Source organism: Thermoanaerobacterium sp. R66 (assembly GCF_028895185.1).
Taxonomy (GTDB): Bacteria; Bacillota; Thermoanaerobacteria; order Thermoanaerobacterales; family Thermoanaerobacteraceae; genus Thermoanaerobacterium.
Window position 1 is genome coordinate 985,044 of record NZ_JAEUWW010000001.1, and the last position, 26,935, is coordinate 1,011,978.

28 protein-coding genes and 1 tRNA gene are annotated in these 26,935 nt (G+C 34.8%); 1 reads left to right on the plus strand and 28 read right to left on the minus strand.

Annotation, left to right across the window (positions count from 1 at the left end; all coding sequences use genetic code 11):
• Positions 1-37: 37 nt before the first annotated feature.
• The 4 genes from JJQ93_RS04915 to JJQ93_RS04930 form a co-directional block, all read right to left on the minus strand.
• Positions 38-559: an O-acetyl-ADP-ribose deacetylase gene (locus tag JJQ93_RS04915; protein WP_085112140.1), complete on the minus strand. Its 522-nt coding sequence runs from the start codon at positions 557-559 to the stop codon at positions 38-40.
• 66 nt (positions 560-625) lie between these two features.
• Positions 626-1,276, minus strand: a complete 651-nt coding sequence (locus tag JJQ93_RS04920; RefSeq protein ID WP_274892924.1) for an ABC transporter substrate-binding protein — start codon at positions 1,274-1,276, stop codon at positions 626-628.
• A gap of 19 nt (positions 1,277-1,295) precedes the next feature.
• Positions 1,296-2,030: a glycerophosphodiester phosphodiesterase gene (locus JJQ93_RS04925; RefSeq protein WP_274892925.1), complete on the minus strand. Its 735-nt coding sequence runs from the start codon at positions 2,028-2,030 to the stop codon at positions 1,296-1,298.
• A gap of 11 nt (positions 2,031-2,041) precedes the next feature.
• Positions 2,042-3,718 carry a B12-binding domain-containing radical SAM protein gene (locus tag JJQ93_RS04930; RefSeq protein ID WP_274894055.1) on the minus strand — a complete coding sequence of 559 codons (1,677 nt, stop codon included), beginning with the start codon at positions 3,716-3,718 and terminating at the stop codon, positions 2,042-2,044.
• A gap of 135 nt (positions 3,719-3,853) precedes the next feature.
• Here JJQ93_RS04930 and JJQ93_RS04935 point away from each other — a divergent pair, with 135 nt between their 5' ends.
• Entirely contained in the window at positions 3,854-5,080 is a 1,227-nt protein-coding gene (locus JJQ93_RS04935; protein ID WP_085112144.1) for a M48 family metallopeptidase, read from the plus strand.
• Between the two features lie 143 nt (positions 5,081-5,223).
• On the opposite strand, the gene JJQ93_RS04940 is transcribed toward JJQ93_RS04935, so the two are convergent.
• The 24 genes from JJQ93_RS04940 to ftsZ form a co-directional block, all read right to left on the minus strand.
• Positions 5,224-5,299: transfer RNA gene (locus JJQ93_RS04940), tRNA-Pro, on the minus strand.
• Between the two features lie 47 nt (positions 5,300-5,346).
• On the minus strand, positions 5,347-6,825 hold the full coding sequence (gene spoIVA, locus JJQ93_RS04945) for a stage IV sporulation protein A (protein WP_085112145.1): 1,479 nt from the start codon (positions 6,823-6,825) through the stop codon (positions 5,347-5,349).
• A gap of 101 nt (positions 6,826-6,926) precedes the next feature.
• A complete protein-coding gene (locus tag JJQ93_RS04950) occupies positions 6,927-7,919 on the minus strand; it encodes an NAD(P)H-dependent glycerol-3-phosphate dehydrogenase (RefSeq protein ID WP_085112146.1) in 993 nt (330 codons plus the stop codon).
• A 14-nt stretch (positions 7,920-7,933) separates the two neighbouring features.
• The gene (gene plsY, locus JJQ93_RS04955) at positions 7,934-8,530 is read right to left on the minus strand and encodes a glycerol-3-phosphate 1-O-acyltransferase PlsY (protein WP_085112147.1); all 597 of its coding nucleotides are present in this window, start codon (positions 8,528-8,530) and stop codon (positions 7,934-7,936) included.
• 16 nt (positions 8,531-8,546) lie between these two features.
• A complete protein-coding gene (gene der / locus JJQ93_RS04960; RefSeq protein ID WP_274894056.1) occupies positions 8,547-9,866 on the minus strand; it encodes a ribosome biogenesis GTPase Der in 1,320 nt (439 codons plus the stop codon).
• A gap of 4 nt (positions 9,867-9,870) precedes the next feature.
• Complete coding sequence (locus tag JJQ93_RS04965) at positions 9,871-11,172, minus strand: DUF512 domain-containing protein (protein ID WP_085112149.1); 1,302 nt, start codon at positions 11,170-11,172, stop codon at positions 9,871-9,873.
• Between the two features lie 51 nt (positions 11,173-11,223).
• Positions 11,224-11,688 carry a DUF3189 family protein gene (locus JJQ93_RS04970; RefSeq protein WP_085112150.1) on the minus strand — a complete coding sequence of 155 codons (465 nt, stop codon included), beginning with the start codon at positions 11,686-11,688 and terminating at the stop codon, positions 11,224-11,226.
• Positions 11,685-12,146 (minus strand): DUF3189 family protein, encoded by a 462-nt coding sequence (locus JJQ93_RS04975; protein WP_274892926.1) that lies wholly within the window; start codon positions 12,144-12,146, stop codon positions 11,685-11,687. Before JJQ93_RS04975 ends, JJQ93_RS04970 begins: the two co-directional genes overlap by 4 nt.
• 37 nt (positions 12,147-12,183) lie before the next feature.
• Positions 12,184-13,317 carry a stage II sporulation protein P gene (spoIIP, locus tag JJQ93_RS04980; RefSeq protein WP_284700584.1) on the minus strand — a complete coding sequence of 378 codons (1,134 nt, stop codon included), beginning with the start codon at positions 13,315-13,317 and terminating at the stop codon, positions 12,184-12,186.
• Complete coding sequence (locus JJQ93_RS04985) at positions 13,298-14,014, minus strand: DUF1614 domain-containing protein (RefSeq protein ID WP_274892927.1); 717 nt, start codon at positions 14,012-14,014, stop codon at positions 13,298-13,300. The genes spoIIP and JJQ93_RS04985 overlap by 20 nt, the downstream gene beginning before the upstream one ends.
• Positions 14,015-14,094: 80 nt before the next feature.
• Positions 14,095-14,751, minus strand: a complete 657-nt coding sequence (phoU, locus tag JJQ93_RS04990) for a phosphate signaling complex protein PhoU (RefSeq protein ID WP_274892928.1) — start codon at positions 14,749-14,751, stop codon at positions 14,095-14,097.
• A gap of 13 nt (positions 14,752-14,764) precedes the next feature.
• A complete protein-coding gene (gene pstB / locus JJQ93_RS04995) occupies positions 14,765-15,514 on the minus strand; it encodes a phosphate ABC transporter ATP-binding protein PstB (protein WP_013787856.1) in 750 nt (249 codons plus the stop codon).
• A gap of 38 nt (positions 15,515-15,552) precedes the next feature.
• Positions 15,553-16,440 (minus strand): phosphate ABC transporter permease PstA, encoded by an 888-nt coding sequence (gene pstA / locus JJQ93_RS05000; protein WP_274892929.1) that lies wholly within the window; start codon positions 16,438-16,440, stop codon positions 15,553-15,555.
• Positions 16,437-17,342, minus strand: a complete 906-nt coding sequence (gene pstC, locus JJQ93_RS05005) for a phosphate ABC transporter permease subunit PstC (RefSeq protein WP_085112154.1) — start codon at positions 17,340-17,342, stop codon at positions 16,437-16,439. Before pstC ends, pstA begins: the two co-directional genes overlap by 4 nt.
• Before the next feature lie 101 nt (positions 17,343-17,443).
• Positions 17,444-19,123, minus strand: a complete 1,680-nt coding sequence (locus JJQ93_RS05010; RefSeq protein ID WP_085112155.1) for a methyl-accepting chemotaxis protein — start codon at positions 19,121-19,123, stop codon at positions 17,444-17,446.
• Positions 19,124-19,201: 78 nt separating this feature from the next.
• On the minus strand, positions 19,202-20,095 hold the full coding sequence (locus JJQ93_RS05015) for a phosphate ABC transporter substrate-binding protein (RefSeq protein WP_085112156.1): 894 nt from the start codon (positions 20,093-20,095) through the stop codon (positions 19,202-19,204).
• Positions 20,096-20,188: 93 nt separating this feature from the next.
• Positions 20,189-21,550 (minus strand): two-component system histidine kinase PnpS, encoded by a 1,362-nt coding sequence (pnpS, locus tag JJQ93_RS05020; protein ID WP_274892930.1) that lies wholly within the window; start codon positions 21,548-21,550, stop codon positions 20,189-20,191.
• Complete coding sequence (locus tag JJQ93_RS05025; protein ID WP_274892931.1) at positions 21,543-22,250, minus strand: response regulator; 708 nt, start codon at positions 22,248-22,250, stop codon at positions 21,543-21,545. Before JJQ93_RS05025 ends, pnpS begins: the two co-directional genes overlap by 8 nt.
• Before the next feature lie 40 nt (positions 22,251-22,290).
• On the minus strand, positions 22,291-22,758 hold the full coding sequence (gene nrdR, locus JJQ93_RS05030; protein ID WP_013787850.1) for a transcriptional regulator NrdR: 468 nt from the start codon (positions 22,756-22,758) through the stop codon (positions 22,291-22,293).
• Between the two features lie 88 nt (positions 22,759-22,846).
• Complete coding sequence (locus JJQ93_RS05035) at positions 22,847-23,098, minus strand: YlmC/YmxH family sporulation protein (protein ID WP_274892932.1); 252 nt, start codon at positions 23,096-23,098, stop codon at positions 22,847-22,849.
• 86 nt (positions 23,099-23,184) lie between these two features.
• Complete coding sequence (sigG, locus tag JJQ93_RS05040) at positions 23,185-23,955, minus strand: RNA polymerase sporulation sigma factor SigG (protein ID WP_013787848.1); 771 nt, start codon at positions 23,953-23,955, stop codon at positions 23,185-23,187.
• 65 nt (positions 23,956-24,020) lie between these two features.
• A complete protein-coding gene (sigE, locus tag JJQ93_RS05045) occupies positions 24,021-24,746 on the minus strand; it encodes an RNA polymerase sporulation sigma factor SigE (protein WP_085112160.1) in 726 nt (241 codons plus the stop codon).
• 15 nt (positions 24,747-24,761) lie between these two features.
• A complete protein-coding gene (gene spoIIGA / locus JJQ93_RS05050) occupies positions 24,762-25,604 on the minus strand; it encodes a sigma-E processing peptidase SpoIIGA (protein ID WP_085112161.1) in 843 nt (280 codons plus the stop codon).
• A 233-nt stretch (positions 25,605-25,837) separates the two neighbouring features.
• The gene (ftsZ, locus tag JJQ93_RS05055) at positions 25,838-26,926 is read right to left on the minus strand and encodes a cell division protein FtsZ (protein ID WP_085112162.1); all 1,089 of its coding nucleotides are present in this window, start codon (positions 26,924-26,926) and stop codon (positions 25,838-25,840) included.
• Between the last annotated feature and the right edge of the window lie 9 nt (positions 26,927-26,935).

Below are 26,935 nucleotides of genomic sequence, written 5' to 3' on the forward strand. Positions count from 1 at the left end.
AATTTTTTAGCAGGCCAATATCTGGTCTGCTTTTAATTTATAATTCATCATAAGCCTTTGAATATACATCATAATCATTATCACTATAAAGGACAAATCTCACTTCTTTGATTTGACTTTTGTCAAGGTAATCAGACACTGCCCTTAAAGCAATTTTTGCAGCCCTTTCAACAGGAAATCCATAAGCGCCTGTGCTTATAGACGGAAAGGCAATTGTCTTTAAATTGTATTTATCAGCTATTTTCAAACTCTCTATGTATGCGCTGGCTAATAAGTTGTCCTCGTCATTATTCCCATCTTTCCAAATTGGGCCGACCGCATGTATAACGTAGCTTGCTTTTAGATTACCTCCGTGTGTTATTACAGCTTTTCCGGTTGGACAACCACCTTCTCTATCTCTTATCTCTCTGCATTCTTCATCTATGACTTTCCCGCCAGCTCTATGTATAGCACCATCTACACCGCCACCACCTAAAAGACCAGAATTGGCAGCATTTACAATTGCATCAACCTCTTGCTCTGTTATATCACCTTTAAGAAGCTTTATTTTTTCTTTCACACTATCACCTCGTCAATATTCACAATAAGCAAGTTTTGAAAATACATTCATAGTATACATGAAAAACTACTTTATATCAAGAAGCCATTTAAGGAATCTTACTGACAAGTCTTTGTTTTTAGAATTAGATAGCACAGCAATTATCTTGTCATGATAATCATATCCAATCCCATCTAAATATTTATTATCTTTGTTGAGATAAATGCCATATGTGCCAGCTTTGACATCTTTTGAAGCAGGAAGTTTCTCTGTGTCCAATCCACTTAAATCAAGATTTTTTACAGTGTCAAGATTTAAAAACGCTCCTTGATTTCCTAATGCATAAAAATTATCCTTGTCAAGCGCTATGACATCTACTTCTTCAGCAGAAATTTTGACCATAAGTTTTTGTACAGATGTGGGATCAAGCTGAAATTTTCCGTCACTGCCTTTTGTCAACATGTAAAATTCAACTAATGCTTGATTTTTCCCCTTATCAGTTCCTAAAAGTTCTTTTGTGATGGTATTCTGGAAATTCATCTCCTTATCAAAATTTATCGATGTTCCTATCATTGAGAAGTCAAATACGTAATTTTTGTTTGTCAAAATTGAATTGACAAATGATGCAACTATAGCTACAACGATAATCCCTACTATTATATGTATTTTATAATAGTCCCAAATGTACTCTACCTTTTCTTTAAATGTCATATCTTTCATCCACTTGTTTGATTTCATACCATATCCTCCTGTAAAACTAATGTAGTTTTTTCTCCAAATAAATCAGCTTTGACGGATCATTAGTGATTATTCCATCGACGCCCAATCGAATCATATTTTTCATAAGTTCTTCGTCATCAATCGTCCATGGAAACAATTTGACATTATTCGATTTGCAGCCTTTCACAACCTCAGGTATTATATTTACATAAAATGGATGAAGCGAATATGCGTGCATCCTATTTGCAATATGCCACGGTTCTACAAGTCCACACTCATACAAAAGTCCAATGTTAAGCCTTGGCTCAATCTCCTTCACTGTCTTTAAGCTATAATGATTAAATGATGATATTAAAACCAAATCCTCAAAATTATAATCAAATACGCAGTTAACCAGTTTCTCTTCTATCCCCGGATATGATATCAAGCCACTTTTTATCTCTATGTTTACAAATATGCTCTTATTTCCCAATAGCTCAAAAACCTCTGCTAAAGTAGGTATCTTCTCATTCATATAACTTCTGCCAAATTTTATTCCTGCGTTTAGCCTTTTAAGCTCTTTCAATGTATAGTCCTTAACATATCCTATTCCGTCAGTTGTCCTATCTACTCGTTCATCGTGTATTACCACAAGATATCCGTCTTTGCTAAGCTGTACATCCAATTCTATTCCGTCTGAGCCTACATCAACAGCTCTCTTAAATGACGACAGCGTATTTTCCGGAGCGTTTTTAGAATCACCGCGGTGTGCTATGACAAGCGTCTTTGACATACTACCCCACCTTAAACATTTATTTTTGCACAATATGTTTTATCATCACAGTGAAAGAAGGCTATGTACACATTTCCTCCTTCTATATTTAAAACATCATGCTTAAAAAAGCCTATAGAGAGATTCTTATTTTTTTCAGAATTAGACATGCCAACTGCTGCCGGCAGATTGCGCTTTAACCATTCATCATTCCGCAACAATGATTTTACTTCATCTGGTACTTTTTTATCCTCTTTAAGGCAATCAGGATATGCCTTATTATTAGTAGAGTACAAATAGTCAAACCTTAAATAATCTTTAAAATAATCAGTATCTACACCTTCCGAAAAGGCAAATCTATAAATAATATCAAATAAATCATTTAAAGAATGCTTTTTTCCATAAAATCCGTTTTCTTCCCAAAAACAATTCAAACGGCTATACAATTCAAACGGATCTTTAAAAAAATCAAGCAAAAATCTTAATGACATTTTAAATTTCCCAGAATTGTAATACTTATCTACTAAGAAAGCGATATTTTTAAGCTCATACAGCTCCATGTAAGATATTGTATTGGTCATCAGAACTTCATACGGAGGATCACTTTTATATTTGATGCCATAGATATCTTTGTTTTTTCTAATTCTGGTCCCTTTTAGAAGCTTTAAAAAGCCTAATTGAATTTCGTCAGGATTTAACTCATATACATCATTAAAAGATTTCACAATCGAATTAAAATCGTCGCCAGGCAATCCAGCGATTAGATCTACATGCACCTTTACACCTGCATTGATGATAAGTTTTATGCCATTTAACGCACCACTAACGTCTGGATTTCTCGACACGTTCTTTAAAGTTTCCTTGTTAGTCGTCTGTATGCCTACTTCAAATTGAATTCTGTCTTCTATGCCTTTTAAGCTATCTATAAACTCTTGATTGACTAATTCAGGATTAACTTCGCAGTGAAATACTGTGTCGCTCCTCATACCCCTTATTATGTCTAATATTTCTACTGCTCTTTTTATATTGCTGTCAAAAGATCTGTCTATAAGTTTTACAATTCTTGCGCCCATGTTTGTCAGTTTCTCTAAATCATCTCTGACTTTTTCAATGCTGGCATATCTCAACTTATTATCAAGAGATGATAAGCAATAAGAACATCTAAAAGGGCACCCTCTGGATGTCTCATAATACACAAGCTTATTGGAAATATCCTCCCCACCATAAGGAAATGGAATATCGTCCAGACAAACATAATCAGTATTTTCTCTTAATATTACTTTTCCATCCTTCATATAACTTATGCCGTTCAAGTCATACACATTTTCGCCATTATGGATTTTTTGTAGAAGATTTTTAAAAGTTGCTTCCCCTTCGCCTAACACAATAAAATCTGCAACACCAGTTTTCAATAAATCATCTGAATCAAAAGATATTTCAGGTCCTCCAAGAACTATTAAAATATCTTTATTGACCTTTTTTATGTATTCACAAAGCTTCAGCACTTTATCTATATTCCATATATAGCAAGAGAATCCAATGACATCAGGCCTTTTGTTTAGGATATTATGTAGAATTAAGTCCAAATCATCATTTATGGTCATTTCCAAAAGCTGGATGTCCATAGGTCTACAATACAGCTTAATATTTCTTATGGCTAAATTTGTATGGTAATATTTAGCGTTTAATGCTACCAGCAGTGTCTTCATTATTGCACCTTCCAATGATAAATCTATCTTAATTATAGCACATACATACAAAAATAAAGTAAAATAATTTTAAATCCATCTTTGCATATAATATAATATATTCATGGTAATAATCCGTAGAAAGAGGTGATTAGATTGTACGTAAAGTTTAATAAAATATGGTTTTTGCTGACATTTGTTGCATTGTTATTTTCATCTTTGTACATATATTACACGCTTACACCTAATATCGTATCTCAAGACGTATATAAATTTTTTTCACACTATACAGTAGAAAAATCTATCCCATACCACAAAGAAAATAGATTATTGTATATTTCTTCTTTTTTAGTTCAATTGATTTTTTTGCTTTGGTTTGTTTTCGGTGGACTCTCAATTAAATTATCAAAAATATGTGAAAGAATCAGTGGAAAGCATTATTATCTAAGTGTATTCATCTTTTTTCTATTATTGTGGATAATTTTAAAGTTGTTATCACTGCCATTTAGTTTCTATTCATACAGACTACAAGTAAAATGGGGATTCTCCGTGCAGACAATTCAATCATGGTGGTTAGATTACATTAAAAACTCGCTAATAGATATTGTTCTATCCAGCGTAGGAATAGTTTTGCTATTCTTTGCTATAAATAAATTTCAAAAAACTTGGTGGGTATATGCATCCATATTTCTTACTGCTATGTTATTTTTGCAAAACTTTATTTGGCCGTCTTTTATAGCACCTATGTTCAATAAATTTACACCTATTACAGATCCAGCCATCCTTAGCATGGTAAATGACATATCAAAAAACGCAGGAATAAAAATTGACAGAGTCGAAGAAATGGATGCCAGCAAGCGAACGACACTTGCAAATGCGTATTTCTATGGTTTTGGCAACACAAGTAAAATAGTCCTTTACGACACGCTGCTAAAAAAATATCCGCAGGACGAAATAAAAGCTGTAATTGCCCACGAAGCCGCCCATTGGAAAGAAAATCACGTTTTAAAGAGCATAATAATTGGTTCATTTGGGATCTTTATAATATTCTTTATATTCAATATTCTTTTAAAGACGAGTATCATCAAAGCGCAAAGCCTCAGATATAGTCCCTATATAATCTCAGTGTTTTATCTTTTTATGTTGCTTGTCAATTTTGATACAAATCCAATTCAAAATTTTATATCAAGGCAAATGGAAAGACAAGCTGATTTGCTTTCCGTACAATACCTCCATGATAAAAATGCAGTGATCAAGTTGCAGGTAGATTTAGCAGAAAAAAGCTTATCCGACGTAGAACCTCCAAAATTCATCGAGTGGTTTTCTTATACACACCCCAGTGCCATGAATAGAATTAGAGCCGTTGAAAAATCTAAGATATAAAAACAAATTCCATATTAAGCAACAAAATAACCACTCCTTTAGTCGAGTGGTTAAGTAATTTCAAATATGTTTTTGTATTTTATATTGACCATTTTATTTTTTGTCATGTGGATAACTCTTAAAACCCGCATGACTGTAAGCAATGGTCTGAGTGACTGGATTTGAACCAGCGACCTCCAGAACCCCATTCTGGCGCGCTACCAACTGCGCCACACCCAGACATCTTACAATAGTATTATAAAACGTAATGTCTAAAAAATCAAGTATCACAATATGATGCAGATTATGCCGCCACCTCCATCATTGACGATTCGCTCAAGCGTATCCCTTAGCCTCATGCTTACATTGTCTGGAATCTTGCCAAGCTTGTTCTGCATCCCTTCTTTTACAAGATCGCTTAGAGATTTCCCGAATATATTTGATTCCCAGATTTTATCCGGATCATTTTCAAACTGTTCTGTAATGTATTTGACGAAATCTTCGCTTTGCTTTTCTGTGCCGACAATTGGCGATACTTCAGTTGTAACATCCGTTCTAAATATGTGAAGGGAAGGTGCAGATGCTTTAAGCCTTACAGCGAAGCTGCCACCTTGTCTTACTATCTCTGGCTTTTCAAATTCCATGTTATCTATGCTGGCAGGAACAACACCTACGCCTTTTTTCTTAGCATCTTCAATGGCATCCTTTAATTTATCGTACTCAGCCTTTGCATACGATAACTCTTTCATCATTTTCATAAGATCTCTGTCACCGCGTATTTCAAGGCCGCATTCATCACTTAATATTTTAAAGAAAAGGCCTTCCTTTGTCTTTGCTTCTATGTCTGCAATGCCTTCACCTGGATCTATCTTTTTAATCACTACATCAGCCATGTGTTCATTGGACTTTATGGCATCAACTGTCTTTTTTATATCCCTCAATCTAAATAAGTCATCTATACTTTGTTTAACTGTACTCATTATGCTTTGTTTTAACCAGTGCTCATTTTCAAGCACATCCACCCATCTTGGCAGATCAATGTTAAGCTCTGTAATTGGAAATTCATAAAGCACTTTTTCAAGTATATTTTTAATATCAGCCATGCTCATCTTAAGCACATTGACTACAACCACTGGTACGTCGTACTTCATTTCCATATCTTTCGCTAATTTAACTGTGTCGGCGTCATCTGGATGTGTGGAATTCAATAATATTATAAATGGTTTATGTATTTCCTTTAACTCTTTTACAACTCTTTCTTCCGATTCTACGTAGTTATCTCTTGGTATCTCTGTAATACTTCCGTCTGTTGTCACAACCAATCCGATTGTTGAATGGTCATTTATTACTTTTTTTGTTCCTATTTCAGCAGCTTCTTCAAATGGAATCTCATAGTCATACCATGGAGTTGTAACCATCCTCGGTTTATCGCCTTCTAGATATCCCATTGCACCTTTAACCATGTATCCTACGCAATCCACCAATCTTACACTGAAACTGGTGTTTTCGTTTAGTGAAATTTCTACCGCTTTCTCCGGTACAAATTTAGGCTCCGTAGTCATTATTGTCTTACCTGCTGCGCTCTGAGGCAACTCATCCTGGACTCTCTCTTTAAGGTTTAAATTGTCGATATTCGGCAATACCAATATATCCATAAATCTCTTTATAAATGTTGATTTCCCAGTACGAACAGGACCTACGACGCCTATATATATATCGCCTTCTGTTCTTTCTGCTATATCCTTATAAATATCGTAATTTTCCACATCATTTCCCTCCTTCTTATAGATAAATATAGTTTTTATACTTTAACACTACATATATATGAGGGAAATAGACAATTATGAATAAAAAAGAGGACACAATTTTATATGCCCTCCATCTCATGCTTCTTATTGCGTGTCATCAATGAATATACAGCTTCTCTGGGATTTTTACCTTCAAATAGTATTGAATAAATTTCATTAGTTATTGGCATCTCAATGTTATGAATTTTAGAAAGTTCGTAAGCTGATTTCGTCGTATTAACGCCCTCTACAACCATTCCGATTTCATTTAGCGCTTCGTCTAATGATTTGCCTTGCCCTATTTTTATGCCAGCCTTTCTGTTGCGGGAATACATGCTGGTACATGTTACAATAAGATCTCCCATGCCTGTCAATCCCAAGAATGTAAGTGGATCGGAACCTAATGCAACACCTAAACGAGTGATTTCAGCAAGTCCTCTTGTCATAAGTGCAGCCTTAGTATTATCCCCAAAACCAAGCCCGTCTGATATACCAGCACCTAATGCAATGATATTTTTAAGAGATCCACCTAATTCAACGCCTATCAAGTCTTTATTTATATACAACCTGAAATTTTCATCCATCATTACATCTTGCACATATTCACATGCATTTATATCGCTTGATGAAATAACACATGCTGTAGGTATGTGCCTACAGACTTCCTCAGCATGGCTTGGTCCAGAAAGCACAACAACAGGATTATCCACTATCTCTTGTATAACCTGAGACATCCTTTTTAAACTGGAAGTTTCGAGACCCTTTGCTAAATTTACAATTATTGCCGACTTGTCAATTAACCCTTTTATCATTTCTACCACATATCTTACTGCGTGTGAGGGAACTGCTAAAACTATTATTTTCTTGTTTTTAACTACATGACTCATGTCAGTAGTTATATCAATGCTTTTTGGCAATTTTGCATCAAGGTACTTTTTATTATAGCCCGTTTTTTTGATTTCTTCCATCTGGTTTTGATCTCTCGTCCACATGCAAACATTGTGGCTCATAGAATCCAAATGAATAGCCATTGCTGTTCCCCAACTGCCTGCACCTAATACTGCAACGTCCATTTGTAAATCCCTCTTTACTTTATATTTGTTTTTTGTCCAAATTTCGATTCGGTTCCATTGAGTAATCGTTTTATATTCGCTCTGTGCTGGAACACAGCCATTGATGTAATCAGTATTGCAAACACCAGCATATTAGATGATTTGTAATAGATAATATTAAAAATGAGAAATGAAACTGCTCCTATTATAGAACCAAGCGAAACATACTTGCTGATAGTGATAATAGCAATTCCTATTATAAGCGACAAAACCGCAATAACAGGACTTATGGTTACAATAGCTCCAAAGCTTGTAGCTACTCCTTTACCACCTTTAAATCCCAAGAAAACAGGCCAATTGTGCCCCATTACTACTGCTATTCCTGCAACATAACCACCTATATTCCCAGCAATAAACCTACCAAGAAGTACAGCTAAAACTCCTTTTAATACATCAGACAAAAACACAAAAAAAGCGACTTTAAATCCAAGAACCCTCATGACGTTTGTAGCCCCAGCATTTCCACTGCCGTACTTTCTTATATCGGTTTTTTTGATAAAATTAGTAAAAAAATAAGCACTGTTAAACGACCCAATTAAATAGGCAAGTATAGCGACTAATGCTATCTTCACCGTAGATTCACCTCCTTTACTTTTCGCCTTTTTTTCTAACTTCAATTTTTAATGGCACGCCTTCAAATCCAAAATTATCTCTCAGTGTATTCTCTATAAACCTCACATACGAAAAATGCATTATCTCCGGATCATTTACAAATACCGCAAACGATGGTGGCTTTATGCCAAATTGCGTCATGTAGTACACTTTTAATACGCGGCCTTTTTCTGCAGGTGGCGGATTTATAAGCAATGCTTCACTTATCACATTGTTTAACGTACCAGTAGAAATCCTCTTATTGTACTCTCCCCAAACGCTATTTATTAGTTCAAAAAGCTTATTCAATCTTTGCCCGGTTTTGGCTGATATAAACGTTATTGGCGCAAAACTCATAAAAGAAAACTTCTCCCTTATAAGCTTTGTATATTCATTTACGGTGCTGTTGTCTTTTTCAATGAGATCCCATTTGTTCACCGCAATTATCATTGCTTTATTCTGTTCAAAAGCATAACCGGCAATTTTTGTATCTTGCTCAGTAGGACCTTCAGTAGCATCTATTACAAGAATGCATATGTCAGATCTATCAATTGCAGATAAAGCCCTCAAAACGCTATATCTTTCAATCTTATCTTCTATTCTTCCTCTTTTCCTCATTCCTGCTGTATCGATTATGACGTATTTTCTGTCATCTTTTTCAAAGTACGTGTCAAGAGCATCTCTTGTAGTACCAGGTATGTCGCTGACGATGGCCCTTTCTTCGCCCAATATCTTATTGACAAGAGAAGACTTCCCTACGTTTGGCTTCCCTATAAAACATATTTTAATAGTTTCTTCATCGTATTCATCTATATGATCAGGTATATTTTCAATGACTTCATCCAACAAATCTCCTATGCCTAATCCATTAGATGCTGATATTGCTATTGGCTCTCCAAATCCAAGTCGCATCGAATCATAATAGCTAATAGGCATTTCTTTAAAGTTGTCAACTTTATTCAATACAAGCAAAACTTTTTTGCGAGATTTCCTCAACATAGTTGCTATGTCCTCATCAACAGGACTTACGCCTTCTTTTCCATCAATTACAAATAAAATCAAGTCAACCGTTTTTAAAGCAGCTTCAACTTGCATCTTTATTTTCGAAAAAAACTCATCTTCCGAATCTGGCTCAAGCCCTCCTGTGTCAACCAATATAAACCTTTTATCCATCCATTCCGTCTCATAGTAAATTCTATCTCTGGTTACACCAGGTTGATCTTCAACTATCGAAATGCGCTGTCCAGTTATCTTATTAAAAAGCGTCGATTTCCCAACATTTGGTCTACCTACAATTCCTACCATAGGATATGCCATCGTATCACCTTCCAATTATCTTTTGTATAAATTTTTTACCATCTACTTCGGAAACTAATACTTTTGTATTAAGCTCTTTTTCAACATCATCTATTGTCACATCATCTAAAAATGAATCAGTACCTTCTTTTATCATGGAATCAGGTATTATTAAAGTTTCACCATTTATTTTACCTTTCAACTGATTTATAATATCGCTGCCTGTTATAAGACCTGAAACAGTTATCTTTTTGCCAAAGAAATTATTAATTATTGGAACGACTTTAATATCTACACCTTTTTTATCCAGCATATAAACAAGTTCCTCAATAAATTTATATGCTGACACTCCCGTTATAACACAAAAACTATCTTTAGACTTCACATCTCCAATTTTTTTGTAGTAATCTACAAACTGCTTTTTAAACATGGCCATAAGGCCTACACCATTTTCAATCTGCGGAAAATTCTCATACGCATTATAATCAGGTATGTCTACGTCTGCTAAAACGTAAAATTCATCCGCTGCAAATACAAATGATGTTTTTATATCACTTTTCAATCTTTTCTGCCACTTAGATATTTTATTTAATACATCTTGTGCTCCTTCTTTATCAAATGTTTTAAGCTCAAAAAGCCCTTCTCTATGGTCCGTAAGTCCAACCGGCACCACCGCAACTGATTTTACTCCCGGAAAAAGCTTTGACAGATCCTCAATAGTCTTATCGAGGATTTGCCCGTCGTTGAGCCCAGGACACAAGACTACTTGGCAGTGCACCTCAATGCCGTTTTTAATAAGCTCCTTTATCTTGTCTAAAATCCCTCCGGCATTTGGGTTTCTCATCATCCTTTTGCGGATTTCATCATCTGTAGCGTGAACAGACAAGTATATTGGAGACATCTTATACCTTATAATCCTGGAAAATTCTTCATCGCTTACATTAGTAAGCGTCACAAAATTGCCTTGCAAAAAAGACAAGCGGTAATCATCATCTTTGAAAGCCAAACTATGCCTTACATTCTTAGGCAACTGATCGACAAAACAAAAAACACACTTATTCCTGCAGTGTTTTAGCTTATCTATGATCCCTGTCTCAAAAATAAGACCCAAGTCATCATCGTAATCTTTCTCAATCTCGTAAATATATTCCTCTCCATCTTCCTTCTTTATTAAAAGCTCTATATTTTCATTAGCTATTTGAAACTTATAATCTATTAAATCTGTTATTTCACTGCCATTTATCGATATAAGCGTATCACCTGGCTCAATCCCCAATTCATCAGCAATGCTATCTTTTAGTACATCTTTTATTTTATGGTATGCCATTTAATATCCTCCTACTAATCATCCAATAATATTATGAATTAATAGAAGGACTTAGTCAAGCTCTTTTAATTTTGACTTCACACTGTTTACTATGTCTAAAAAGTTTTTGTACTTTTTTATTATTCCATAGACAGTAAAAGGTCTGCCAATAGATATCATTTTAAATCTCCTGGATGTCATGCCACCAAACTTCGTCATAAGTCCAATAGCTGGCAATGTATCAATAAGCATTATTTCTTCTTCATGTATTCCAGATTCCCTTAAAAAGCTTTTTACAGCCTTCATCATGATCTTTCTCCCGCTTTTGGCTCCAATTGCGTACACATCATTGTTAAATTCATCAACACCCATGTAAAATGGAATACCTATCTGATTACCTTCTGTCATATCATAATGAGGTAAAGACAGGAATTCTTCAAAAGCAGGAATCCTATCATTAGGAAGAAATCCAACGTGTATCGCTGCCGCTACAATGGATGAATGAGCACTTCCATAACAAACATAAGCTATAATCATGCTTTCTCCTCAATACCATCTTTTTTAAATTCTTCAACCAAATTTTTAATTCCATCAAAACGCTTAATTAACCAATTATATAAAATTTCATCAGAAATCTTTTTTAAAAGCACAATCTTTCTTATTGGAAAAATAAATTTAAGATATTTTGGTTCATACATACTTGTATCTATAAATATTAATCTGTCATACTCCAAATTGTAAATCTTTCTAAGCCCTTCTAATGTCTTTTTTATGTTATCGCTAAAACTTTTCATGCCTATGACATAAACCTCATGTAAGTTTTCATCAAACCCTATGTATTTTAGTTCACCGTAGTCTAAGTCAAGCATTTCTGGCAAAAAAAATATAGTATCTTTTGATACTTTATCTTTTAAATATCCTATATGAATATACGCTGCAATGACAGATGAAAAACATCCGTAATAGCTGTAGTATACTATTTTCAGTTTTATCACCACACTATAAAAATGGTGCTTTACCGCACCAATCAGATTACTTTTTATCTTTATTGAAAATTCCTAAAAAACTGCTGAATTCTTTCTTTGTATAATCTTTTATCTTTGACATCATCTCTCGTCCACCTGTACTTAAAAACATAAATCCTACAATCGAAAAAACGGCTACACCTATAAGGATCCAAATGCCCCAGCCTGCAGAATTGTTTTGTGACGCCGTTCCTTTCTGTGTATTAGTCAAAGTCCCAACTTGTTTCTTCTCATCTGCACCATATACAGCTTTGGTGAGAACGTCAGCCATAAATTTGGCTGATTCCTCTGCTCTTTGCCTTGTATGCGTATCTGTGCCAAATTCCAACAATAACGAATTAGGAGTTAAATCTTGATTGTAATCACCGCTTCCGTAAAAAATATCTTTTATCAAATTAGGATATTCCTTGTCTGCTATTGCTTTTATCCGAAAAGCCAAGTCTTGGTTTGCTTTTAAATTTGCGTTTGTTCTACCTAAAACAAGTCTAACACCTGTCGCATTTGTACCTGCTATTTTTCGTATATAATCTTGGTACGGTGCAGCATCTCTGTGTATATCAAGTAGCAAGTCAGGCCTATCGTTTTTTAAGATTTTTAATGCACCAACTCGAGAGCGCCTGTATGCCATTGCATCATGCGGTAAATAAAGTGTCTCATCGACAAATGTTTTAATACCCTTCTTTGACAGCGCATTGCTTAACGACGCATCAACTTTATATATGCCTCCATGTCCATAAATGCTGGCAGTTCCATCTGTGGGTATATACGATTCATCGCTGTGTGTGGAGTACATTGCAATTTTTCTCTCGCCAGTTTTTTGAGCCATTGCTTGAGAAACTTCTTCTATGTTGACATCAGGAAGCTTTACCGTCTTTAAATACGTCGCATAAGCTTTGTAATTTTTTTTATCGACTTTTATTATCTTGTACATTTTATTGTCATGTGATAAATACATATCATTTACCTTTAAGTCCCAAGAAATCCTAAAAAGCACATCATTCGTCTTGTTTAGATATACCGTATAATATCCACCGTCTTTACCGCTCCAATCATCAGCGTTTATCTTTACAAATGAAAAAGATGTAATCAATACTGTAAATAATATAAACACAATCGCTTTTTTATTTCTCATCTGAATCATCACTGTCCTTTTTGCGATATTTTTCTCTAATAGCTTCAATATCATCTTCGCTTAAAAGGCTGCTGGTTAAATGCGGTTCTGTACCCTTTTTTGATGTACCTCCTTGTATTTTTTCCCTTGTTTCACCAAGTATCTCAGAGAAAAATACGGCCACTATCATTGATATGACTACAGTATCAAATGCACCTGCCCCTCCTACAGAAATCGTACCTGGTCTTGCCAAAATTATATTTGTAAGACCTTCTGCCAAGTCGCTTAAAATGACTCCCATGACACCGGCGATAAAAGCACACCTTCTTGATCTGCCAAACAAATAAGCGATCAAACCACTGATAATACCGTAGACATAGTTAGGCTCTATAAACATAGCTTCTGGTTCACTGGGCAGCAACTTTCCAGCCAGATAAACAACAGTTCCCGCCAATATAGATGCCACTACAGCATTTATTCTTTCAATGCCTCTTTCCGCTCTAATGAACAAATATACTGCAACGGCCGCTGGTATCACAGCACCTCCTATGTTTATAGATATCTTTCTCCCTAACGGTATATCTGGCAAAAATGTACCAACTATCATACCCATTATGATTATAAGAGCCCATGTATCTGTCATTTTCATTCTGTCTAAGGCTCTATGGGCGAATCCAAAAAGAACAAATAGACCTGTTATGGACAATATTATGTAAGCAAGTGGCATTTAACATCACCTCGATTTATATCTTTTGCAGTATTAAAAAAAGTATACAAAAAAACACCTAAAAAGGTGTTTTTAATTTTTTATTCATTTAGGTCTATATGCTGCCCACTATCAAGATATATTACCCATTCGCATATATTCGTCGCATGATCTGCTATTCTCTCCAAGTATCTAGCCACAAATAAGAATTGTGCAGCTTGATCGATGTTTTTGGGATCTTCTATCATATACGTAAGAAGCTCCCTAAAGATCTGCTTGTATAGGCTATCGACAATATCATCTTTTTGATTGATGGTCTTTGCTAATTCTGTATCTTGATTCACGTAAGAGTCGAGAGACAGCTTAACCATCTCTCTCACGATGTCGCTCATCCTTGGTATGTCAATAAGAGGCTTAATATACGTCTGATGTGCTATCCTGATCGTGGTTTTTGCTATGTCTACCGCATGATCTGCCATTCTCTCCAAATCAGTATTTATCTTTAGACCTGTAAGGACAATCCTAAGATCTCTCGCCAACGGTTGTTGTGTCAGAATTATCCTGGAGCATCTATCGTCAATTTCCACTTCTTTTTCATCTATCCTGTCATCTTGATCGATTACCTTCTGAGCCAGTTCTACATCGTGGTTTATTAAAGATAATATGGAATTTCCGATAGCTTCTTCAACCATTGCACCCATCTTTAAGATGTCGTAATGCAAATCTTCTAACTCTTTTTCAAAGTGTGTCCTGTTCACAATAGCACCTCCTTTAACCAAATCTTCCTGTTATATAATCCTCTGTACGCTTGTCACGAGGATTATAAAATATATCCTCGGTTTTCCCAGTCTCGATTATCTCGCCGTTTAAGAAAAATGACGTTGAGTCAGACACTCTTCCAGCCTGCTGCATATTGTGTGTCACGATAACTATAGTATATTTATTCTTCAATTGGTCGATTAATTCTTCTATCTTCATGGTCGAAATCGGATCGAGAGCAGATGTCGGCTCATCCATCAATATTATCTCTGGCTCAATAGCTAATGTCCTTGCTATGCACAATCTCTGCTGCTGACCGCCTGATAAGCCTAATGCAGAATCATTAAGCCTATCCTTTACTTCATCCCAAAGGGCTGCATCTTTTAAACTTTTTTCGACTATCTCATTTAATATTTTCTTATTTTTCTGTCCGTGTATTCGCGGACCATATGCGATATTATCGTATATGGTCATTGGAAAAGGATTTGGCTTCTGAAACACCATCCCTACCCTTTTTCTAAGCTCTATCGCATCAACATCTTTGTATATATTTTGATTGTCTATCATGACAGTTCCTTTAATAGTCACACCATCTATAAGGTCATTCATCCTGTTCAATGTCCTTAAAAAAGTAGACTTCCCACAGCCAGATGGACCAATTAAAGCCATAACGCTATTTTCTTCTACATCGATATTTATTTTTTTAAGCGCCTGCATCTGACCATAAAATAAATCAAGATCCCTTACTTCAATTTTTTTCATGAAAAAGGTTTCCCCTTTCTATAAATAATTATATTGCATTATTTTCCGCCTGTCATCTTTTTATATAAAACATTACCAAGCCAACGAGCTAAAATGTTAAACACCAACACTATTATGAGAAGAACTGCCGCTGAACCATCAGCAATTTGTCTGGCATCTGGTGCAAGCCCTTCACTGTTGACTTTCCAAATATAAACAGCCAAAGTCTCAGCAGCTCTAAATGGATAAAATGGAGAACCTGGCACTAAAGGATTTAAAACTTTAAAATTAAGCATAGGTGTACTCATGCCAGCCGTATACAAAAGCGCAGCAGCTTCTCCAAAAATCCTACCAGAAGTAAGTATTATGCCTGTCACAAGTCCTGGCAAAGCAGATGGAACCAACACTTTTACTATCGTTTGCCACTTAGTAGCGCCTAATGCAAAACTTGCTTCCTTTAATGAAGATGAAACGCTTTTTATGGCGTCCTCACTGACTCTGGCCATAACAGGCAAATTTAATACAGTAAGGGCCAATGCACCTGACATCAAAGAATATCCCCAGTGAAGCATATTTACAAAAATTAAAAGCCCAAATAATCCTACCACAATCGATGGCAATGAAGACAATGTCTCTGTCGATAATCTGATTAACTCAGTTATTTTGCTGGCTCTTGCATACTCTGCCATGTAAAGTCCCGCACCAACTCCAATTGGAACTGAAATAATGAGAGTTATCACCAAAAGCAACAGTGAATTAAATATCTGTGGAGCTATACCTCCACCTTTCTCCATGAATTTTGGAGGCGTCAATATAAAATGCAAATTTAACTCACTTCTGCCTTGATACAATATATAGCTTATAAGAGATAAAAGAAAAAGCACTATGACTCCTGCTACAACGTAAAAATATATAGTAGCCAGCTTATCGTAAAATTTTGATTTCATTTGTACATGCTCCTCCTGCCAACAAGCCTTATTATGAGAATAAATCCAAACGATATTAGCAGCAACAATAATGCCAAGGACCAAAGGGCATTATTCCAAGTTGAACCTGTCACCGTATTTGCCATATCCATAGTGATAATAGATGTAATCGTGGACATAGGCTGCAAGAACGACAAAGGAATCGCTGGGCTGTTTCCGATAACCATTTGAACTGCCAAAGCCTCGCCAAAAGCACGAGCTAACCCTAATACAATTGCTGTAAGTATACCTGACTTCGCAGCAGGCAATATTACCCTTCTAATCGTCTGCCATCTCGTGGCACCAAGTGCATAAGAAGCTTCCCGTATCTCCCAAGGCAATGACTTAATAGCATCCGTACTGACGCTTGTTATCGTTGGAAGAACCATTATCGTCAATACTAATATGCCTGCCAGCAGGCTAAAACCTAACCCGCCAATGTGCTTACTTATGAAGGGAACTAAAACGGTAAGTCCAATCCAACCGTATACGACAGAAGGGATGCCAACGAATATCTCCATCGCAGGCTGCAATAAGTTTCTTCCAAGTTTTTTTGCTATTTCAACCATGAAGATAGCTGCTGATATGCTAAGAGGTGTGCTTATCAAAATGGCAAAAACTGAAACAAACACAGAACCTAATATGAACTGAAGCGACCCTATGGCAGGCCCTCCTTGACTATTAGGTCTATCTGGTTTCCATGTGGTTCCAAAAAGAAATTCGCTTACAGAACGTTTATCAACAATAAACGTTGAAAGCCCTTTTGTTGCAACAAAGTAAAAAATAGAAACAGTGATGACTATCAATAAAAAAGCACAAATAAAAGCATACGTTTTTCCAATCTTGTCAAAAACCTTTCGTCTTTTGTCATACTTTTCAGACATTTTTTACCTCCTGATATGAATTTTCGACAATACTTTAATTATAGTATCAAAATAAAAAAAAATATTCATTAAGGTAATGTAAAATTTATGTTAATTTTATGTTAAATATTAAAATCTTTTACTGATTCATTTAACAATTGAGCATAACCGATTAAATCATTTGTGGCTTTTTCCAGATTAATTATCATCTCATACTCTTCATCAATATTTTTCTCCACAGCACCGGCATTTTGATTAAAACTAGCCGATATTTCTTTTACTATTAACGCATCCGACATTATTTTTTTAAGATTTTCCATTACTTTTTTTATGTACTCTTCTAATTCTAAAATATTCTCTTTTGTAATCTTTATATTCATATAAATGTCATTAAAATTTTCTTCTGCTTTTTTACTTATGGACAATCCTTTAGCAATTACATTTTTTTCTTTTTCTATTCTGGTATTAGCACTGTAAATTTCATCTAACACTTCAGATAAGATAGTCGATGCTTGTACAATAGCATTTTCAGAATCTACGGATAATTTCCTTATTTCATCAGCAACAACCCTAAATCCTCTCCCGTGCTCTTTAGCTTTTGCAGCCTCAATCGCCGCATTTAACGAAAGCAAGTGGGTCTGTTTTGATATGTTTTTTATGATATCTACGATATCATTAATCTTTTTTGAATTTACCACCAATCTTTTAAATAATTCATAAGTATCATGAACACTTAAACTAATTTCTTTCATGTTTTCTGCAACATTTTCGATTGCGCTTAAACCCATCACAGCAGTTTCGTTCATGACTTTGGCAGAACTTACTGTTTTATCTACATTTGACATCATCAAATTAGCTGCTGATTCAATCTCAAGAATGTTATTCGCCGTATTTTCTATGGCAATCTTCTGTTGCTCAGAGCCTGATGATATTTCTTTCATGCTTTCAAAGATTTCTTTTGTCTTTTCTATTGATTTTGCGGAAACATCTTTAAAAGTTTCTGCATGTGTATTCAAGCCTTCAATGATTTCGTAAATATTTTGTACTATATCTCTTAAATTAGAAACCATGTAACTTACACTATTTGAAATATTAACTATTTCAAAACTTCCTGTCTTAATATCAGATACTATTTTTAGATCTCCATTTGAAATTTTGCTGAAGACCTTCTGCAATTTAGTTAAAGGCTCTGTAATTCCTTTAGTTCCAATCATTGATAGTAGAAATGCAAGAATTAACGAAAATAAGCCTATTAATAAAGTTGCATTCCTTATTTCATACACAGGTTTCAAATAAGCATTTTCACTGACAACAATCACGTATAGCCAATCCTTTTCAATAACGTATCTATAGCTTATTAATACATCATTGTTGTTCAGCTTTGTATGTACTAACCCGTTGTTTTTCTTAAACATTTCAGCGATTTGCGATCTACTGATTACATTGCTTTCCTCTCTTTTTAAACTGCCATCCTGCCATCTTATGGAATCAAATTGTCTATCAAACATGTAAATTTGTGGTTTAAGCCCTCTTGTATTATAAGAAGCTTTTTCGCTTTCAATGACATATTGAAGTTTCGCTCCAAATTCACTTGAATTGTACGCTCCTTCTAAAAGTGATATTTGATTTATCATAGTTTTTGTAGAACTTAATAAACTGTTTTGTATGTCATTAACTATGTAATTTTTTGTAATTGTATATGTAGTAAATCCCACAATTGTTATAGATATTAATACGAGAATTGAAAAAAGAAGTATCATCTTTGTTCTAATTCTAAGACCAGATATACTCAATTTCTTCATCTATTTCTCTCCTAAACATAAGAGCCAGTATAAATACCAGCTCTTATAAAATATATTTTGTATTCTGTTTTTTTTTGCCTATTTTAAAGTTACTTTCATGTCATTTATGTTTATAAAGCCAAGCTTCTCTGCAGGTCCTTTCTGTACTTCGTCAGACATCATAAAGTCTAAGAATGCCTTCACAACGCCTTTAGGTTCGCCTTTTGTGTACATGTGCTCATATGATGCGATTGGATATGTGCCATTTATAACATTTTCTTTTGTTGGCTCAACACCATTGTACTTAAGAGCTTTTACAGAATCATCAAGATAAGAGAATGCAAGATAGCTTATTGCACCTTTCTTTTCCGCCACTGTCTTTCTAACAGTACCTGAAGCATCTTCTGTCAATGCCAATCCCTGTACTTCATCTTGTCCACCTAACACGATCTTCTTAAAAGTCGCTCTTGTACCTGAGCTTGTTGGCCTATTTACCACGATTATCGGCTCATCTGGGCCTCCAACTTCTTTCCAATTTTTTATCTTGCCTGTAAAGATATCAACCAATTGCTGCTGCGTCAGATTATCTACTGTCACGTCTTTATTAACAACAACAGCAAACCCTACAACGGCTACTTTATGATCTACCAATGATTTTGCATCAATACCTGATTTTTCTTCTGCATATATGTCTGAATCACCTATGTCCGCTGCACCTTGCGCTACCTGTGTCAAACCGGTACCACTTCCACCGCCTTGTACATTAATAGTGGCATTAGGATATTTTTGATTGAATAATGTTGCTGCTTGCTCTACTAAAGGCTGTAAAGCTGTAGAACCGACTGCTGTTGCAGTACCAGAAATATCTTGACTGCTATTTGATTGATTAGATGATCCTGAATTATTAGTATTTGGACCACATGCAGAAAATAAAAACACGCTTAAAACCATCAATACAGACAATAGAACTTTTGCTATTTTACTCTTTGACATAATTGCACCTCCGTATTTTTTTTACAAGTTTAGTATAACAGTCTATTGTAAAGCCTGTATTAAGCTTGTGTTAAAATCATGTAAAATCATGTACTATTTTTGTTCTTTAGGTAAAACAATGGTAAATTTTGTGCCTTTGCCTACTTCACTTTCTACAGTAATACTGCCTTTCATTGATTCTACAATGTGTTTTACAATTGCAAGGCCAAGTCCAGTACCACCTAATTTTCTCGATCTTCCTTTATCAACCCGATAAAACCTTTCAAAGAGCCTCGGTATATTTTCCTTTGATATGCCTATTCCGCTGTCTTCTACTTCTATTACGATATTGTTTTCCATATCGGCTGTGGTGACTTTCACATATCCACCTTCAGGAGTATACTTTATGCCATTGTCAACAAGATTGATGATCATCTGCCTAAGTCTATCCTTACTGGTCTTGATCACAACATCCTTGCAGTTTAAATCTTTTATAAGCTTTATATTTTTATCTTCAGCAGTTTTTTCCATGATGTAAAAAATTTCATTGATTTCTTCATCAATTGCAATATCCTCTTTTACAAAACCTTCCTTCAAATTTTCTATCTCAGAAAGCGTCAAAATATCATTTATTAGCCTCGTAAGTCTTTCAGCTTCAAACTCGATGATCTCTAAAAACCTGTCCCTTCTCTCAACATTATCAATTGCACCTTCCCTCAATGTCTCAATAAAACCTCTTATAGAAGTAAGTGGCGTCCTTAACTCATGTGATACATTTGCCACAAAATCGCTTCTGATTTTTTCTAACTTTCTGATTTCCGTTATATCATTTATTATGACAACAAATCCTAATTTTTTATGCGTGACTTGATGAACGATTGGACTGGAGTATATTTTTAGATGTTTGTTAAATGTGTCAATCTCAAAGTTATCTATATTATATCCCTTGTCTTTTATGATTTTTTCCAAAACATCGTGAAATTTCGAATTTCTAACGACATCCAATATGTGTTTTCCAACTGCATAATTATCCTTGATGCCAAGCATTGTTCGAGCCGAATCGTTTATAAGCAAAATTCTCTCATTTTCATCAAAAGCTACGACACCATTTACTAAACTTCTTAAAATAGCTTCCAACTTTGCATTTCTATCGTACAACTCGTCTATCGTCTCTTGAAGCTTGTCCGACATGGTATTTATGGCAAATGATAATTGACCAATCTCATCGATTGATTTTATCTCAATTCTGTGTTCGTAATTGCCCTTCGTTATCTCTTTAGCAACATCGGTAATCTCATTGATAGGCTGAACAATACCTTTTATTAGCCTGTAACCAAAAAAATTGCTGACAATCAGCCCAAAAAGTATCCCGATTATGAGCCTTATCATTGACACTTTTCCAATAAAAAAAAATGATGTTGCCAAGATGCCTAAAAAGCTTATGATAAAATAGCTGTAGTACAGTTTTTTAAACATCACTTTCACCTATATCCTTTAATTTGTACCCAATCCCACGTACCGTTTCAATGTATACTGGAAGTTTATCGTCATCTTCTATCTTTTTTCTCAAATGTCGTATGTGGACATCCACAGTTCTTGTTTCGCCAGCGTATTCATATCCCCATACCTTGTCCAACAAATAATCTCGAGTCAAAACTTTGCCTCGATTTTTTGATAAAAGTTTTAAAAGCTCAAACTCTTTTAAAGTGAGATCAAGCAATTCATTACCTTTATAAACCAAATGTTTTTCAGTATCTATCGTGATATCTCCAAACTTGATGATCTCATTGTCCTCAGACTCATTTTTGGATCTTCTTAGCACTACTTTAATCCTTGCCAACAGCTCTCTTATACTGAAAGGCTTTGTAATGTAGTCATCTGCCCCAAGTTCCAATCCTAATATCTTGTCTACTTCTTCGCTCTTTGCAGTCAGCATAATTATAGGGATGTTTTTAAGATGTTCATCTGATTTTAACTTCTTACATACATCTATGCCATCTATATCGGGAAGCATCAAATCTAAAAGAATCAGATCGGGGTTTGTCTCTTTGCATTTTTCAAGGCCATCTTTGCCATTATCTGTTAAAACAACATTATATCCTTGTGCTTCTAAATTGTACCTTAGCAACTCTAAAATATGGGCTTCATCTTCAATAACAAGAATTGTATGTGCCAAAATTGCACCTCCTAAGTACATCATGTACAAAAATAGAGCTTCATTTCTTCTCCTCGGTATCATTCAGCAATTTTTTTAGCTCGTCCATAAAAGTGTTTATGTCTTTAAATTGTCTGTAAACAGATGCAAATCTTACATACGCCACTTCGTCAACATTTTTAAGCTTTTCCATCACCATCTCTCCAATTTTAGCAGACGTGATTTCCTTTTCATAAGAATTGTAAATATCTCTTTCTATTTCATCTGTCAGCTCTTCTAATTTTTGAATGGGAACTGGTCTTTTTTCACAAGCCTTTATCATGCCTCTTAGTATTTTATCCCTGTCATAAGACTCTCTGCTTAAATCTTTCTTTATTACCAAAATTGGAACTTGCTCGACTTTTTCATAAGTGGTAAACCTTTTGCCGCAATTTATACATTCTCGCCTTCTCCTTATTGAAGTAGAATCATCGGTAGGTCGAGAATCAATCACTTTAGAATCTAAATAACCGCAAAAAGGACATTTCAAACATTATCATTCCTTTCGTCACAACCGATCAAAAAACTTTCTTCATCGACAATTGCTAATAAAATTATAATAAAATTGATGTAAATAGTCAAACTTGTGTTACATCTTCATTAATATCAATTAGTATAACATCTTCTCCTATTTTTTTTACAGATTGCCATGGTATGTACAAGTCCTGATCCTTTGAAAAAAGTCTAAATCCTTTTGTCTCGCCTGGTAATATAAATCCGTCTACTTTGCCTTCCTCCAAGTTTACTTCTATGTCAATTATGTTGCCAAGCCTTTTGCCGGTTTTTACGTCAATTACGTCTTTGTCTCTTAAATCTGATGTCTTAAACATTCCGATTCCCCCTTAAAATCTTTATACTAAAAATATATGCAGTTATTTTTATCAAATTACAATAGAAAAACTTGCCATAAGGCAAGTCATATATATTTTCTCATGTGGGATAATGCTGATTTTTCAAGTCTTGACACTTGAGCTTGTGATATACCAATCTCTTTCGCAACCTCCATTTGAGTTTTTCCTTCAAAGAAGCGCATCGTCAATATCATCTTTTCTCTGTCGTTTAATTTCTTTATCGCCTCCTTTAATGCTATTTGTTCCAACCATACTTCATCTACGTTTTTTTCATCGCCAATCTGGTCCATCACGTATATTGCATCTCCACCATCATGGTATATTGGTTCAAAAAGTGACACAGGATCTTGTATAGCATCAAGTGCAAAAACCACTTCTTCTCTCGGTATGTTCAATTCTTTCGCTATATCGCCAACAGTAGGTTCTTTTGAATTTTCATTGACAAGTTTATCTCTTACTTGCAAAGCCTTATATGCCACATCTCGTAATGATCTGCTAACCCTAATAGAATTGTTATCTCTTAAATACCGTCTGATCTCTCCAATGATCATTGGCACTGCATACGTTGAAAATTTCACGTTCTGATTTAAATCAAAATTATCTATCGCCTTAATCAAGCCTATACAGCCAACTTGAAACAAATCATCTACATACTCGCCGCGATTGTTAAATCTTTGTATAACGCTCAACACAAGTCTTAAATTTCCATTTATGAATTCTTCTCTGGCGCTTTTATCGCCGTTTTTCATTCTTAAAAGCAGTTCCTTTTGCTTAGCTCCTTTTAGTACAGGTAACTTGGAAGTATTTACTCCGCAGATCTCTACTTTATTATTCATATGCCCATCCTCCAAATGTATTGGTTAATTTTAAGTATTACCTGCGGAGCAAATTTTATTCAATTTTAAACTAATCTATTTATTTCTTTTTTGAGTCTTTTTAATATCCTTTTTTCTAATCTTGAAATGTATGACTGCGATATGCCTAATAGGTCGGCTACTTCCTTTTGAGTCATTTCTGTTCCACCGCTAAGTCCAAACCTCAATCCTATAATCCTTTTTTCTCTATCAGATAGCTTTTTCAATGCATTTTTCAACAACTGTTTGTCAACTTCGTCTTCAATGATTTTATACACCAGCTCATTGTCTGTGCCTAAAATATCTGAAAGAAGAAGCTCATTCCCATCCCAATCAATATTCAGTGGTTCATCAAACGAAACCTCCATTCTGGTCTTGCTATTCCTCCTTAAATACATGAGTATCTCATTTTCTATGCATCTTGATGCATAAGTAGCCAGCTTTATCTTTTTGCGCGGATTGAACGTATTTATTGATTTAATAAGCCCAATGGTTCCTATAGAAATAAGATCTTCTATGCCTACTCCAGTATTCTCGAATTTCTTTGCTATATAGACTACGAGCCGCAAATTCCTCTCGATTAACATTGACTTAGCTTCATTATCACCTGATTCCATTTTTGCTATCAAAAACATTTCTTCTTCTGCCGAAAGAGGAGGAGGCAAAGCCTCACTGCCACCAACATAAAAGATCGAGTCTCGAATTTTCAGTTTTGTCAATACTTTTAGTATTGCCAACTGAATAGTTACTTTCACCTTTGTCTTAATATTCACCGCATCATCCCTCCATCAATTTAGCAATTCTGTACCTATAAGTGCTTCATAATCTGAAGTCTCGTTTAACTTTTTAAAATATATTCCCACAATCGCATTTTTTTGCGATTTTCTATATCCCTCAACCACCAAATTGTCAGGTATAAATCCTATCAAAATCCCGCTGTCGTTTCCAATAGAATTAAAAGGCACTAACCTCAACCTTTTAAGCCATTTATCATCATCTACTGCTTTAGTCATTTCAAATATAGATTCATTTCCCATAGAATCAAATACATTTTTTAATTTTTCTGGCAACAATTCTTTTACAGCATCATATTCTACTATTGCAACAGGATAATTAGAAATAGGATCATGTAGCGTATTGCCTGTATCTAATATCGCCTTTACATCTCTTACTTTATTATCCATTTCTATATGCAGCTTATACAAAATATTGCTTTCTATATTCTTTTTTGATATGTATCCCCAACCAATATAAGTTAAAAGTATTGCGAAAAATAGTGCTGCTATTATGATCTGTCTAATGTCTATATTCACGACGTAAATCAATGCAAAAGCCGTTCCACCTATTATAAATGAAACCAGATAAAAAATGCTTAAGACTCTTATAAATTCATGAAATCTATTAAACCCAAATGCAATTGCCACCATTAAAATAGATATTATTATTTTAAATGTAAGTGAATAAATTATATTAGGCAAAGAAAAAAATATTAGAATTACATACAAAGCGCCTAAAGCGGACGAGAAAATTAACTTTGCATTATTAGTATTCGATCTGGAAAATCTTTTAGTCAAATATAAAATTATATAATTTATGATCAAGTTTTCGATAAAAATTACATCGGCGTACACTCCTATCAGCTCCAAATAACTTTAAAAACTACCTAAACTATGTATATTCATTCCACAATCCTTTATTCCTATTATAATAAAAAAATATCGATAAAATTGTTATAATTTGGCACTAAATTTTCTCTATTATCAATATTTTTTTAAAGAATTTTATACATTAATGTTAATTAATGTAGTTAAAAAGGCATTAAAAAAACACCCTAATTAAAACATTAATTAAGGTGTTTCTATTTTTACTTTCTACCTCTTCTTAAGAAAGTAGGAATGTCAAGGTCGTCATTGTCAAACTTTATGACCTCGTTTATGTCTTTAACTTCGCTTTGTTTTATAATTTCTTTTTCTATTTTCGGTTTCTTTTCAGAATCAAACCTCTTTTCAAACCCTGTTGCGATTACCGTAATCCTAATCTGATCCTCTAAACTTTCATCAATGACTGCGCCAAATATGATATTTGCATCAGGATCCGCTGTTTCATATATGTAGTTAGCCGCTTCGTTAACCTCAAATATGCTTAAGTTAGTTCCACCGGCTATATTTAACAATATCCCTCTTGCACCTTCTATCGACGTCTCCAAAAGTGGACTTTGAACCGCTTGCTTTGCCGCTTCGGTGGCTTTATTTTCACCAGATGCTATTCCTATACCCATGTGTGCAAGACCTGTTTCCATCATTATGGTCTTAACATCAGCAAAATCAACATTGACAAGACCTGGGACAGCAATTAGGTCAGAAATACCTTGGACACCTTGCCTTAAGACATCATCTGCAATTTTAAACGCATCTAACATTGATGTCTTCTTCTCTGCCACCTGTAACAGCCTATCATTTGGAATCGTGACAAGTGCGTCTACGTGTTTTTTAAGCTCACTTATTCCCATTTCAGCGTGTGTCATTCTTTTTTTCCCTTCAAAAGTAAACGGCTTTGTGACAACTCCAACAGTCAAAATGCCTAATTGTTTAGTTATTTCAGCTACTACAGGAGCAGCGCCTGTACCTGTGCCGCCACCCATACCTGCAGTAATAAATACCATATCAGCACCGCTTATAATCTTTTCAATCTCGTCTTTTGTCTCTTCCGCTGCTTTTTTGCCAATTTCAGGATTTGCGCCTGCTCCAAGGCCTTTTGTCAGTTTGTCGCCAATCTGTATTTTTGTCTCAGCTTTTGACATGTAAAGTGCTTGCTTGTCCGTATTGATTGCAATGAATTCCACACCTTTAAGTCCTGCCTCAATCATTCTGTTTACAGCATTCCCACCGCCACCACCGACGCCAATAACTTTAATATTTGCAAACTGCTCCATATCTGTTTCAATACCTATCATATAAGACCC

Coding starts and splice junctions, on each gene's coding strand:
- JJQ93_RS04920 (WP_274892924.1), bottom strand. CDS start 1,276: ATGAAATCAAACAAGTGGATGAAAGATATGACATTTAAAGAAAAGGTA.
- JJQ93_RS04925 (WP_274892925.1), bottom strand. CDS start 2,030: ATGTCAAAGACGCTTGTCATAGCACACCGCGGTGATTCTAAAAACGCT.
- JJQ93_RS04930 (WP_274894055.1), bottom strand. CDS start 3,718: ATGAAGACACTGCTGGTAGCATTAAACGCTAAATATTACCATACAAAT.
- JJQ93_RS04950 (WP_085112146.1), bottom strand. CDS start 7,919: ATGGACGTTGCAGTATTAGGTGCAGGCAGTTGGGGAACAGCAATGGCT.
- der (WP_274894056.1), bottom strand. CDS start 9,866: ATGGCATATCCTATGGTAGGAATTGTAGGTAGACCAAATGTTGGGAAA.
- JJQ93_RS04965 (WP_085112149.1), bottom strand. CDS start 11,172: ATGGCATACCATAAAATAAAAGATGTACTAAAAGATAGCATTGCTGAT.
- JJQ93_RS04970 (WP_085112150.1), bottom strand. CDS start 11,688: ATGATTATAGCTTATGTTTGTTATGGAAGTGCTCATTCATCCATTGTA.
- spoIIP (WP_284700584.1), bottom strand. CDS start 13,317: ATGATTCAGATGAGAAATAAAAAAGCGATTGTGTTTATATTATTTACA.
- JJQ93_RS04985 (WP_274892927.1), bottom strand. CDS start 14,014: ATGCCACTTGCTTACATAATATTGTCCATAACAGGTCTATTTGTTCTT.
- pstB (WP_013787856.1), bottom strand. CDS start 15,514: ATGAAAAAAATTGAAGTAAGGGATCTTGATTTATTTTATGGTCAGATG.
- pstA (WP_274892929.1), bottom strand. CDS start 16,440: ATGAAATCAAAATTTTACGATAAGCTGGCTACTATATATTTTTACGTT.
- pstC (WP_085112154.1), bottom strand. CDS start 17,342: ATGTCTGAAAAGTATGACAAAAGACGAAAGGTTTTTGACAAGATTGGA.
- JJQ93_RS05010 (WP_085112155.1), bottom strand. CDS start 19,123: ATGAAGAAATTGAGTATATCTGGTCTTAGAATTAGAACAAAGATGATA.
- JJQ93_RS05015 (WP_085112156.1), bottom strand. CDS start 20,095: ATGTCAAAGAGTAAAATAGCAAAAGTTCTATTGTCTGTATTGATGGTT.
- pnpS (WP_274892930.1), bottom strand. CDS start 21,550: ATGTTTAAAAAACTGTACTACAGCTATTTTATCATAAGCTTTTTAGGC.
- JJQ93_RS05035 (WP_274892932.1), bottom strand. CDS start 23,098: ATGTTTAAGACATCAGATTTAAGAGACAAAGACGTAATTGACGTAAAA.
- sigG (WP_013787848.1), bottom strand. CDS start 23,955: ATGAATAATAAAGTAGAGATCTGCGGAGTAAATACTTCCAAGTTACCT.
- ftsZ (WP_085112162.1), bottom strand. CDS start 26,926: ATGATAGGTATTGAAACAGATATGGAGCAGTTTGCAAATATTAAAGTT.